This window comes from Streptomyces sp. NPDC047043 (assembly GCF_040644055.1).
Taxonomy (GTDB): Bacteria; Actinomycetota; Actinomycetes; order Streptomycetales; family Streptomycetaceae; genus Streptomyces.
Genome location: NZ_JBEYVO010000010.1, coordinates 67,788 through 79,850 on the forward strand (window position 1 = coordinate 67,788; position 12,063 = coordinate 79,850).

At 72.9% G+C, this 12,063-nt stretch carries 10 protein-coding genes; 7 read left to right on the plus strand and 3 right to left on the minus strand.

Going from position 1 to position 12,063, the window contains the following annotated elements; genetic code table 11:
* Positions 1–28: 28 nt before the first annotated feature.
* A complete protein-coding gene (locus ABZ880_RS17245) occupies positions 29–1,294 on the minus strand; it encodes an SWF or SNF family helicase (protein WP_361262905.1) in 1,266 nt (421 codons plus the stop codon).
* Entirely contained in the window at positions 1,291–4,155 is a 2,865-nt protein-coding gene (locus ABZ880_RS17250; protein WP_361262907.1) for a DEAD/DEAH box helicase, read from the minus strand. The genes ABZ880_RS17245 and ABZ880_RS17250 overlap by 4 nt, the downstream gene beginning before the upstream one ends.
* Positions 4,156–4,416: 261 nt before the next feature.
* Between ABZ880_RS17250 and ABZ880_RS17255 the strand changes: the two genes are divergently transcribed.
* Complete coding sequence (locus ABZ880_RS17255; protein WP_361262910.1) at positions 4,417–5,472, plus strand: acyl-CoA desaturase; 1,056 nt, start codon at positions 4,417–4,419, stop codon at positions 5,470–5,472.
* 130 nt (positions 5,473–5,602) lie between these two features.
* Complete coding sequence (locus ABZ880_RS17260) at positions 5,603–5,785, plus strand: hypothetical protein (RefSeq protein WP_031486054.1); 183 nt, start codon at positions 5,603–5,605, stop codon at positions 5,783–5,785.
* A gap of 4 nt (positions 5,786–5,789) precedes the next feature.
* Here ABZ880_RS17260 and ABZ880_RS17265 read toward each other — a convergent pair whose 3' ends face one another.
* Entirely contained in the window at positions 5,790–7,181 is a 1,392-nt protein-coding gene (locus ABZ880_RS17265; RefSeq protein WP_361262914.1) for a tannase/feruloyl esterase family alpha/beta hydrolase, read from the minus strand.
* Between the two features lie 439 nt (positions 7,182–7,620).
* Here ABZ880_RS17265 and ABZ880_RS17270 point away from each other — a divergent pair, with 439 nt between their 5' ends.
* The 5 genes from ABZ880_RS17270 (at position 7,621) to ABZ880_RS17290 (ending at position 11,998) form a co-directional block, all read left to right on the plus strand.
* On the plus strand, positions 7,621–7,941 hold the full coding sequence (locus ABZ880_RS17270) for a nuclear transport factor 2 family protein (RefSeq protein ID WP_361262917.1): 321 nt from the start codon (positions 7,621–7,623) through the stop codon (positions 7,939–7,941).
* Positions 7,942–7,996: 55 nt separating this feature from the next.
* Positions 7,997–8,854 carry a MerR family transcriptional regulator gene (locus ABZ880_RS17275; protein WP_361262920.1) on the plus strand — a complete coding sequence of 286 codons (858 nt, stop codon included), beginning with the start codon at positions 7,997–7,999 and terminating at the stop codon, positions 8,852–8,854.
* 396 nt (positions 8,855–9,250) lie between these two features.
* A complete protein-coding gene (locus tag ABZ880_RS17280) occupies positions 9,251–10,084 on the plus strand; it encodes a class I SAM-dependent methyltransferase (protein ID WP_361262923.1) in 834 nt (277 codons plus the stop codon).
* Between the two features lie 88 nt (positions 10,085–10,172).
* The gene (locus ABZ880_RS17285; RefSeq protein WP_361262926.1) at positions 10,173–11,342 is read left to right on the plus strand and encodes a sensor histidine kinase; all 1,170 of its coding nucleotides are present in this window, start codon (positions 10,173–10,175) and stop codon (positions 11,340–11,342) included.
* Positions 11,339–11,998: a response regulator transcription factor gene (locus ABZ880_RS17290; protein ID WP_361262929.1), complete on the plus strand. Its 660-nt coding sequence runs from the start codon at positions 11,339–11,341 to the stop codon at positions 11,996–11,998. Before ABZ880_RS17285 ends, ABZ880_RS17290 begins: the two co-directional genes overlap by 4 nt.
* Positions 11,999–12,063 lie beyond the last annotated feature (65 nt).

Sequence of the window (12,063 nt, forward strand, 5' to 3'; positions counted from 1 at the left end):
CCCCGCGGACCCGACGTAGTCCCCCGGCTCAGCCCTCGTCTCCGGCGCCGGTCTGCAGTGAAGCCAGAGCCGTCGCCGGGTCCCGGGACGGACCGCCGACGGGCACCCAGCGCCCGCGCTCCTTGCGATACGGCCACCAGCGCCCGTCCCGCCCCAGGCGCAGCTGGGCGGGGGCACCGACGACCGTCCACCGATTGCCCCTGGCCCGCAGCGGGGGCCGTTCGTCCTCGTCCCAGGCCGACTCCAGAGCGGCCCGCGCGCGTGCGAGCGTTTCGCCCGGAACGGCCCACTCCTCCTCCAGCACGGACAGCGCGGTCGCGCCCCCGAGGCACCACGCGCGCGTGGCCCGCGCCAGCCCCTCGCGGTCCCGCCCCGACCCGTCGGCCAGCCGGTCCGCGACGGCCCTCTCGGGCAGGCCCGCGGCGAGCCGGACCGCATCCTGGGAGAGCGTCAACTCCGGTTCAGGAGACCGCTGTTCCGCATCGGAACGGAGGACGCGGGCGAGCAGACTGTGCGCTTCTACGGCCGTCTGCGCGGCCAGGTACCGGACGGCGACGGGGTCGATGCCCGGCGCGGGCGGGGCCTCCGTGTCCAGGGACGGCGGCACACCGGGTTGCGCGGGCAGCTCCGGCGGGGCGGGCAGCGGCGGCAGGATGTCGCCGGCCGCGTACGCCTCGGCGGCCTCCACTCCCTCCGGTTCGGCACGTTCCTCGGCGGGGGCGGCGCTGCGGGCCTGGAGGTCGTCCAGCAGGGCGCGTTCGCCCCGTCCGCGCATCAGCAGCAGGACGAAGGGATCCTGGTCCAGCAGCCTGGCCACCTGGTAGCACAGGGCCGCCGTGTGCCCGCAGTGGTCCCAGGCATCGCAGTCGCACTCCGGCTCCAGATCGCCCATGCCCGGCAGCAGTTCGATGCCTGTGGCCGCCGAGTCCTCGACCAGGTGCGGCGGCATGTCGCGGTCCAGCAGCGCCGCGACATGCCCGGCCCGCTCGACGGTCATGTCCAGGAAGCGGTCCCACTGTTCGTCGCCCAGCTCCTCCAGCAGGACGTCGGCCCGGTGTGCCGTGCGGTCACGGCCCTGGACCACGGCCGTGATGCGTCCGGGGCGCACGGTCACCGCGCCGACCGCTCCCGCGCGCGCGAGCCTGCGGCCCGCCTTGAGCTGCTGAGAGTCCAGCGCCGTGTCCTCCAGCGCCTTCAGCCAGGCCTGCCCCCACCAGGTTTGCGCGAAGCTCCGCCCGCGCGCGGGCGGTAGGGCGGCGAACGTGCGCTGCGTGTCCGCGTCGTGCCGGTTCATCGTGTGCCCCCTCGAAGTTCCACCAGATCGGCCAGCTCCGCGTCCGTCAGCTCCGTCAGTGCTCCCTCGCCGGAGCCCAGCACCGCGTCGGCCAGCTCCCTCTTGCGCTCCAGCAGGGCGGCGATGCGGTCCTCGACGGTGCCCTCGGCGATCAGCCGGTGCACCTGCACGGGCCGGGTCTGGCCGATGCGGTACGCGCGGTCGGTGGCCTGCGCCTCGACGGCGGGGTTCCACCAGCGGTCGTAGTGCACGACATGCTCGGCCCGGGTGAGGTTCAGGCCCGTGCCCGCCGCCTTCAACGACAGCAGGAAGACGGGGACTTCGCCGTCCTGGAAGCGCCCCACCATTGCCTCGCGTTCTGCGACGGGCGTTCCGCCGTGCAGGAACTGCGAGTTGACGCCACGCGCCGCCAGGTGCCGTTCGACGAGCCGCGCCATGCGCACGTACTGGGTGAAGACCAGAACGCTCGCCCCCTCGGAGAGGATGGTGTCGAGCAACTCGTCCAGCAGCTCCAGCTTTCCGGAGCGGCCGGCGATCGTCGGCCGCTCCTCCTTGAGGTACTGCGCCGGATGGTTGCAGATCTGCTTCAGCCCGGTCAGCAGCTTCACGATCAACCCGCGCCGCGCCATGCTCTCGGCGCCGGAGATCTCCGCAAGCGTCTCGCGCACCACCGCCTCGTACAGCGCCGCCTGCTCCTTGGTCAGCGACACGGCGCGGTCGGTCTCGGTCTTCGGCGGCAGCTCCGGCGCGATCCCCGGGTCCGATTTGCGGCGGCGCAGCAGGAACGGCCGTACCAGCCGGGCCAGTCGTTCCGCCGCGGCCGGGTCCTGACCGCCCTCGACGGCGCGCGCGTACCGGGTCCGGAACGTACCGAGCCGGCCCAGCAGCCCCGGTGTCGTCCAGTCGAGGATCGCCCACAGCTCCGACAGGTTGTTCTCCACCGGGGTCCCGGTGAGCGCCACGCGTGCGCGTGCGCCGATGGAACGCAGCTGACGCGCGGTCGCCGAGTAGGGGTTCTTCACATGCTGCGCCTCGTCCGCCACGACCATGCCCCACGGCGCCTCGGCCAGCCTGTGCGCGTCCAGGCGCATCGTCCCGTACGTGGTGAGCACGAACTCCCCGTCGGCCAGGGCGTCCAGGCTGCGCCGCGCCCCGTGGAAGCGGCGCACCGGCGTGCCCGGAGCGAACCTCTCGATCTCGCGCTGCCAGTTGCCCATCAGGGACGTCGGGCACACCACGAGCGTGGGACCCGCCGTCGAGGTGTCGCTCTGCCGGTGCAGATGCAGCGCGATCAGCGTGATCGTCTTGCCCAGTCCCATGTCGTCGGCCAGACAGCAGCCCAGGCCCAGCGACGTCATCCGGGCCAGCCAACTCAGGCCCCGTCGTTGGTAGTCCCGCAGCGTGGCCGCGAGCGCGGCGGGCTGGCCGACCGGCTCCTGCGTCTCGGGCTCCGCGAGCCGCTCCCGCAGGGCCGCCAGCCATCCCGTGGGGGCCACGTCGACCTGGCGGCCGTCGACCTCCGTGGAGCCCGTCAGAGCGGCACCCAGCGCGTCGATGGGCGTGACCTTGCGGTCCTGCTGGGCGCGGGCGCGGTGCACCTCCTGGGGATCGACCAGCACCCACTGGTCGTGCAGCCGCACGACGGGGCGGTCGGCCTCGGCGAGCCGGTCCAGCTCCTCGCGCGTAAGGCGCTGATCGCCCAGCGCGAACCGCCAATTGAACGCGAGCAGCGCGTCGGCGGACAGGAACGACGGCGTGCCCGAGGAGAGCCGACCGGCCTCCTGCTCGTCGTCCGGTGGGCCGATCACCGCGCGGGCGGTCAGCTTCCGGCCGAGTTCCCGGGGCCAGTGCACGTCGACTCCGGCGCCGGAGAGGGCTCGCGCGCCCTCTCCGAGGAGTTCGGTGACCTCCTCGTCGGCGAGCTCGACGGCGTCCGGGACGCTCGCCGACAGCAGGGGCGTCAGCGGCGGCCAGGCCCGGGCCGCACGGCGCAGCGCGAGCAGGGCGTCCATCCGCGCGCGCGGACCGAAGCCCCCGCCGGTGCCCGCGGCCTCGGCCCAGATCGTGGAGGCGTCCGCCACGAGCGCCGGGTCGCTCACCGCGTGCACCTGCAGCACGGCCCGGAACGACACTGCAGCGTCCTCGTGCGTCAGGTCGGCGAGGCCGGGCGCCTCGATCCGCAGCGAGAGCCGTACGCCCGCGTCGTGGCCCGCGGCGACATCGGCCGCCCACGCACGCTGCTCGGGCAGATGCTGAGGCTCGCGCGCCGCGTAGGCGGGCCCGCCCGTCACGAGCGAGGCCGCGGGGGAGCGCGGAAGGGTGTCGGCGACCGAGTCCAGGAAGGCGCGCAGCAGCCGCTCCGGGTCGGGCAGCCGCAGCGGCTCGACGCCCGCCAACGGCACGGCGTGCGCCTCGGGCGGCATCGCGGCGGCCAGTCGGCGCACGCGGTCGATGTCCTCCGGGGTCAAGGGGCCGACGCGCCAGGCGTCGTGGTCGCCGGGGGACAGACCGGGCAGCAGCAGCCCGCGCGCCACCAGCTGCAGGGCCAGCACGGCGGCCGTACCCCAGAAGACCGCCCCTCGGTGCGCGCCCGCAGCGGCACGCGCACGCGTGAGGACCGGCAACGCCGCCCGCACCGGCAGCAGCACGGCGGACACTTCGACGAGCTCGACGCCCTCGGCGCCGGGCAGGACGACGGCCAGGTCCTCGACGGACCCGGCCGCGACGCTCGCAGGAGCGTCGCCGTCGGGTCGCCAGAAGGCGACCCGGCCGGTGCGGGGCGGGTCACCGGGCACGAAAACGGCGCAGCAGCGGGCCAGTTCGGAGATCTCGGACGGTGTTGCCGCAGGGATCCTCTGCACAGCGAAGCCGCATTCCTCAAATTTGACTACTGGGGTTGGGGTCGCCGAGAGTACAGCAAGCCGACGGGCTGCGCGGACTCGCGAACCGCGCGGGCTGCCCGAACCGTACGGATCGTCTCGCTCCGGGGTGTCGTCAACCCCCCTGCCCACCCGGGGCAGACCCCCGCCCGCACTCGGGGGATGGCGTCATGGTCGCCGCGGGTCATGGCTTCGTACGTTTTCTCAGGTCAGCCCGTTGCCCGAGAGAGCCGGAGACCGGACATGCCCGAGGCCACCACAGCCGTCGCCGAACCCTTCCCGGCCGCGCGCGACACACCATCCGCCGGAAGCGAGTTCGCGCCCCTGCTGCGCACGGTCAGGGGCCAGGGCCTCCTGGAACGCCGCCGCACCTGGTACGCGCTCGGCATCACGACCAACGCCCTCGCCCTGGCCGGCATCGTCACGGGCGTCATCCTCACCGGCAACTCCTGGTGGTCACTGCTCCTGGCCCCGCTGCTCGCCGTGTTCTGCGCCCGTACGGCCTTCATAGGCCACGACGCGGGCCACTCCCAGATCACCGGAGACAGGACGGCCGCCCGCGTCATCGGCCTCATCCACGGCAACCTGCTGTTGGGCATGAGCTACGCCTGGTGGAACGACAAGCACAACCGCCACCACGCCAACCCCAACCACATCGACAAGGACCCGGACGTCGTCGCCGACGTCCTCGTCTTCACCGGCGAACAGGCCAAGGAACGGTCGGGCTTCCGACGCTGGCTGACCCGCAACCAGGCCTGGCTCTTCTTCCCGCTCACCCTCCTCGAAGGCGTCGCCCTGAAGATCCACGGCTTCCGGGACCTGCGTCGCCAGCCGCCCAGGGAGCGCGCCGTGGAGGGCTTCCTTCTCGTGACCCATGTCGTCGCCTACGCGACGTTGCTGCTCACCTCGCTGTCCCCGGGCAAGGCGCTCGCGTTCGCCGCCATCCACCAGGCCCTCTTCGGCCTGCACCTGGGAATGGCCTTCGCCCCCAACCACAAAGGCATGGAGATGCCCGATCCCGACGGGGAGCGGTGGGGTCATCTGCGCCGGCAGGTGCTCACCTCGCGCAACGTCCGCGGCGGCGTACTGACGGACTGGTTCCTCGGCGGCCTCAACTACCAGATCGAGCACCACCTCTTCCCCAGCATGCCCCGCCCCCATCTGCGGCTCGCCCAGCCCCTGGTGCGCGCCCACTGCCGGGAGTTGGGTATTGCCTACACGGAGACCGGGCTCGTCGACTCCTATCGACAGGCCCTGAGCCATCTGCACAACGTGGGAGAGCCCCTCAGGGCGCAATGAGGGAGAGACTTCTCAGGGACGAGTCGGGGTCGCGCCTCAGGGACGTCTCAGGGTCGCGGTCCGGAACCGCGGGAAACGCGGGACCGTTTTCAGGACAGAGAGCGGCAGTGGCCGCGAAGGAGGCGACGCAATGTCGAAGAACGCGAAGATCGCCGCAGGAGGTGTGGCGGCCGGGATCATCCTGCTGATCTGGCTGCCCTGGTGGGCGGCTCTCCTGATAGTCCTGGGAGTGCCGGCCGCCGCCTACCTCACGCTGGACCCCTCGCAGCGGCGCAGGCTGCGCCGCGCCACCCGCAAGGAGCTCGGCCGCTGAGGCACTACCGCACGGGATCGGCCCGGTCGGCCAGCGCGCAGGAGTCGACCACATCGCCGTCCGCGGGCCGTGTGACGGTGTGGTCCGCGGGCGGCCGGGCGCCCTGCTCCACCCAGGAGACCAGCGCGTCGAACGCCGAGCGGTAGCAGGGCAGGATCGGCCGCAGCCGGTCCGGGTAGGTGTCGTACAGCCCGTCGACGTGCGTGCCGCCCTGGATCGTGTAGTAGCGCTGCAGCCGGCCCCGTCCGCTCGCGTCGACCATGCGCGCGTACACGTCCGAGTCGGCGGCCTTGGGCAGCAGCGCATCCAGGTCGCCGTGCAGCGTGATCAGCGGCCTGCCGATGCGCCCGGTGAGCGACACCCTGGCCACGGCGCGATGGACGGACGCGGGACGCGCGGCGTAGTCGTATGTCGCGTCGGAGGCACAGGGCGCAAGGATCCGCTCCGCGGTGCTGCCCGCGCTGGGCCCGGGGCAGCCGGGGTCGTAGGACGGGTCGAACTCGGCGCGGTAGATCTTCTGCGTGACGCCCCAGTAGGCCTTCTCGTGGTACGGCCACAGAAACTCCGACCCCCGCGCGAAGCCCGCCGCGTACAGGTCCTCGTCCCGTGCCGAGCCCAGCGTCCGCGCCACGGCGGTGGGCAGGGAGGTGAGCAGGTTGGGGCCGTACGCGGTCCACAGCGCGCCCTCCCAGTCCACGCCGCCGTCGTACAGCTCCGGGTGGTTCTCCAGCTGCCAGCGGGTGAGATAGCCGCCGTTGGAGATACCGGTCATGTACGTCCGGCGCGGGGCGTGTCCGTAGCGCTGGGCCACCGCACGCCTGGCCGCCAGGGTGAGCTGAGTGGTCCGTGCGTTCCATTCGGCGATCGCGTCACCGGGGCGGGTTCCGTCGCGGTAGAAGTCGGCACCGCTGTTGCCCTTGTCGGTCGCCGCGTAGGCGTAGCCCTCGGCCAGGACCTGGTCGGAGATCGCCGTGTCCGTGGCGTACTGCTTACGGGTTCCGGGCGCGCCGGTGATCACCAGGCCGCCGTTCCAGTGGTCGGGCAGCCGGATCACGAACTGCGCGTCGTGCCGCCAGCCGTGGGTGGTGTTGAAGTGCGAGGAATCCGGGAAGTAGCCGTCGACCTGCACGCCGGGCACCCCGGACGGCGTGCGGGTGCCCCGGGCCGTCAGCCCCGCCTGGTCGGCCATGTCGGTGTACGGCGTCCCCGCGAGCCCGGTCGTGGTCAGGTCGGGCAGACAGGCGCTCTGCTGGAAGGCCGCGCCCGGCACGTGGACCCGCTCCTGACGAGCGCAGTGATCCTCGCCGACTGCCGTGGCCCCGGCGGGAGTCGGCCAGGTCAGAGCCGCCGCCACCAGCGTGACGGCAGCGAGCGGAACACCGCGGGACGGACGCATGACGGCCTCCAGGGCAGGACGAGGGGGCGCCCGCGGAGGGGCGGAGCGCCGACGGCTGCCTCATGGTGCGGGGCCCGCCTGCACGGCATCCATGGGTCCGGAGCACATGGAATGAGGGCAGCGCATGGGTGCTCAGAACTGCGCCCGTCCGAGGTGGCGCCGTCGGAGGCAACCGACCGCTCCATCCAGGGCACCCCGGCCCCGATGGACAGCACGGCTTGAGTCTCTCCCTGCGGGAGGGTCCAGGGTCGAGGCCAAGAGCGCCCTGGCCGTTTACGGCAAGGAGCTCGCGAACGAGGTCGCGTCGGCCGGTGTCCGGGTCGACTCGGTGGCCCCCGGCTTCATCCGCACCGACGGTGCCGAGCACCTTCTCGCGCACCGGATGAGCCAGGGCCGAGGCGGCCGAGGTGATCGCCTTCCCACATCACAGGAGCAGACCATGCAGGACATCCAGGAATTCGCCGAGGAGTACTTCGGCGCGGCGATCGACTCCGACCGCGAGCGCTACTTCGCACTCTTCGGTGACACCGTCGTCGTGCACGACGACGGACGCAGCCACCACGGGCTCACGGCGGTGCGCCGCTGGCGCAACGAGGTCCCTTCGGTGCGCTACGACCTCCGGGAGGTCACCGGTACGGCCATGGCGGGTCAGGCCGTGGCCGAGGTCTCCGGCGACTTCCCCGGCAGCCCGGTCATCCTCCGCTTCACCTTCGAACGCGACGTACGGGGGAAGATCACCCTGTTGGACATCACATCCTGAAACCGGGACCTCGACCGGTCCGGATGCCTGCGCCGAGGAGGACGAGGAGGAGACCGTGGCCGACCGACTCACGATCGGGGAGTTCTCCCGGATCACGCACCTGAGCATCCGCACGCTGCGCCGCTACCACGAGCAGGATCTTCTCGTCCCCGCAGAGGTCGACCCGGCCACGGGCTACCGCTACTACGCACCCGCGCAGGTCCGGCCCGCGCTGACCATCAGGCGGTTCCGCGAGCTCGACCTACCGCTTGCGGATCTCCGGCGGTTTCTCGAGGCCGAGCCCGGCGGCCGGGGCGAGGCCGGCCATGACGCGGCACAACAGGTCGTCGCCGCCCACCTCCGCCGGCTCGAAGACCGGCTCGGCCGCACCCAGCGTGCGGTTCAGGCGCTCCGGGAACTCCTCGACCCCGAGGCCGAACGGACGGTGAGCCTCGAGGTCCTTTCCCCGCAGCGCGTCCTCGCCGTGTCCCTCGACGTCCCGCCCGGGGCCGACCTGAGCTGGTACGACGACGCGATGCGCGACCTGGACGCAGCAGCCGGCCAGCGTCCGGTGCTCCCGCCGGGCGGCCGCTACGAACACCGGCTCTTCACCGAGGGCCACGGCCGTGCCACCGTCTACCTCCCGGCCGAGGCGTCGCCGGCACCGGGAGCACCGGCCACCGTGAGGGAGCTCCGACTGCCCCGGCGAACCGCCGTCGTTGCCACCCATTCCGGTCCGCACGACGATCTCGACCTCACCTACGGTGCAGTGGGTTCCTTCGCCGCCCGGAACGGTCTGCGTTCCCATGACCTCGTCGAGGAGGTCTACCTCGTCGGGCCGCGCGAGACCGACCAGCCCGACCGCTGGCGCACTCTCGTCGCATGGCTGCTGGCCCCCGACACTGATCCGCGCCCCACCGGCACGCACGTCTGAAGGGGTGTCTTTCTACTGGTAGCAGGGGTTGCCGCACTGTGGGCTGGCGGCGTTTTCGTGGTGGCCGGCCACGGCGTGGGTGGTGGCGGGCTGCCGGCTCTCTCCCGGGGCATGGGGGCTGCTGCGGCGAGGGGAGCCAGGCCGCAACGCGTGAGAGTGCGGTTCTGCCGCGTGTGCCGCGCCCTGGGCCGATCGGCTCAGGCACGGCGTGCCTCGGTCACGTGGCCGATGGAGGATCGGTGGGGCGGCGGCCGCGGGACGGGCCGCCCGGCACCGCCCCACCGCGTGAAGAGGTCTGGCCATGAAACTGTTCGACGACCCACTGTTCCGCCCTCTCGCCGACCGGGCACCGGAAGCCCTGAAGGACGACCTCCTCGACGTCATGCCGAGTACGGCGTGAGTGCCGCTCCGCGCGGGGACGCGCCCGGCGGCGGCCGCTACGGCGAGACCGTGTTCCGTCCCGAACAGGCGGGCGAGGGTGAGCGCATCGACTTCGGCGCCCTCGCCTACGACGACATCACCATGGCACGGCTGCACGCGCTCGGGGTCGGCCCGGGATGGCGCTGCCTCGACGTGGGTGCCGGTACGGGCACCGTCTCCCGCCGCCTGCTGGACGAGGCCGGGGTGGCGAGCGTGCTCGCGGTGGACCGCGACGTACGTTTCCTCGACCTGCGGCCCGTCCCGGGGCTCGACGTGCTGGAGGCCGACATCACCGCCCCGGGCGCCGTTTCCGGCCGGTTCGGACTCGTCCACGCGCGCTTCGTGCTGATGCACCTGGCCGAGCGCGAGCGCCTGATCACGCACCTTGCCGAACTCGTCGCGCCCGGCGGTGTGTTGGTGCTCAGCGACGCGGTCGACCTCACGAGCGAGCGGACGCCCGGCACGCCGTACAGTGCGGCGATGCGGGCGATGTGGCAGGGTCTGCGGGCCACCATCGGCACCGATGTCTCCGGGGTGCCCGCGTACCCGCACCTGCTGCGTGGGGCGGGACTCGCGTCCGTCGCTGCCGAGATCCATGTGCCGCCGCTGCTGCCGGGCAGCCCCATCAGCCGCTTCTGGGCGGACACCTGGCAGCGGAGCAGAGCGGCGATGCTCGCCACCGGCCTGGTCGACGACACGGCCGTCGACACGGCGCTCCGGTACCTGGACTCCGACGAATGCGCCGACCTGTCGGCCGGCATGCTCACCGCCTGGGGATGGAAGCATGCGACGGCCCATGAGGATGCATGAGCAGTCACCGGCCGACGTTCGTCCCGTCATGGTGACGTCGGGCAGGACGCCGGCCTGTTCCTCGTACGCCGCTGGATAGGGTCGGGACGTGGACCGCCGTAGCAGAGAGCTGGACGACGTGTTCGCCAGGGAAGCGCGGGGCGAGCTGTCGGCCCGGGCGGCCCGGGCGCTGTGGTGGGGGTCGGCCGGTCTGGTGCTCGCCGTCCTCGGCACCTCGGTGCTCGCCGCCGGCGCGGGGCACGGCCGGCGACTGCCCGTGGCCGTGGTCCTGGTTCTTGTGCAGGTCTGTGCCCTGAGGTGGCTGGCGCGCGCCCCGGTCGCCGTACTGGCAGTGACCGCGGCGACGGGGCTCGCGGTGTGGGCGTTGCTGCCCGCGGTGACCTTGACGGGGGCGGTACTCGCGGCGCAGGTCGCGTTGTGCGTGCTGTCGGCCACCAGGCCGCGGCGGGTATCGGTGCGGGCGCTTGCGGCGATGTGCCTGCCGGCGCCGCTGGCCCTGGGGGAGGGCGGCTTGGCAGGTCTGGCGGTCTATGTGCTGGCGGTGGTTCTGGCGTGGACCGTGGGGCAGTGGCGCAGGGCGCAGCAGGAACGGACGAGGGCGGAGATGCGCCGGGCCGTGGTGGAGGAGCGCGCACGGATCGCGCGCGAGGTGCACGACGTCGTGGCGCACACCCTGTCGGTGATGGTCATTCAGGCGGGCGCCGCCGACGACGTGTTCACCCAACGGCCCGAACAGGCCCGCCAGGCGTTGCAGGCCATCGAGACGGGCGCCCGCTCGGCGCTCGGCGAACTGCGTCTGCTGCTGCGGGCGTTCCGGCCCGATGCGGAGGAGGACGGGGCCGCGGAGCATCGGGAACCGGGGCCCTCGCTGGCACGCCTGGACGAGTTGGCCGACACCGTGCGCGCGACCGGGATGACCGTGTACATGCACCGCGAGGGCGCCACCGACGGGCTGCCGGCCGCGGTGGACCTGGCGGCGTACCGGATCGTCCAGGAGGCCCTCACCAACACCCTGCGCCACGCGGCCGGCGCCGACGAGGTGAGCGTGCGTGTGACGGCCGAAGGGGACTGCGTGACGGTGACGGTGGTCGACAACGGGCGTACGCCGCAGGGCAGTTCGGCCGCGGCGGGAGCGGGGCGCGGTCTGGTGGGGATGAAGGAGCGTGCGCGGCTCGTGGGCGGCAGCCTGCGCGCCGGTCCGCTGCCGGGGGGCGGGTTCGAGGTGGCGGCGCAGCTGCCGGTGGAGCGTGTGTCATGACACTGCGCGTGGTGGTGGCCGACGACCAGGCCCTGGTCCGTACCGGATTCCGCATGATCATCGATGCCCGGGACGACCTCGAGGTGGTCGGTGAGGCGTCCGACGGCCGGGAGGCGGTGCGGCTGACGCGGGAACTGGCGCCCGACGTGGTGCTGATGGACGTACGCATGCCCGTCGTGGACGGCATCGAGGCGACCCGGCAGATCGTGCGGTGCGGCAGTCGGGCCCGGGTGCTCGTGCTGACCACCTGGGACGTGGACGCGCACGTGGTCGACGCCCTGCGGGCCGGGGCGAGCGGCTTCCTGCTGAAGGACATGCGCCCCACCGAACTCGTGGACGCGATCCGCCTCACCGCGCGCGGCGACGCGCTGCTGGCGCCGACCGTGCTGAGCCGCGTCCTCGACCGGTTCCTGCGCACCACGCCCGACCCGGCGCCGCCGCCCTCACTGCAGGAGCTGTCCGGCCGCGAGCGGGAGGTGCTCACCCTGATCGGGCAGGCGCTGTCGAACGCGGAGATCGCCGAGCGGTTGCGCCTGTCGGAGGCCACCGTCAAGAACCATGTCACCGCGGTGCTGCGCAAACTGGGCCTGCGCGACCGCGTCCAGGCCGTCGTCGCCGCCTACGACCACGGCCTCGTGCAGCCGCGCCGCCCCTGACGGCCGCCTCCTCCTGAAGGAGGAGGCCGGGCCGGAGTCCTCCTGCGTTCCCAGCCCCGGTCCCT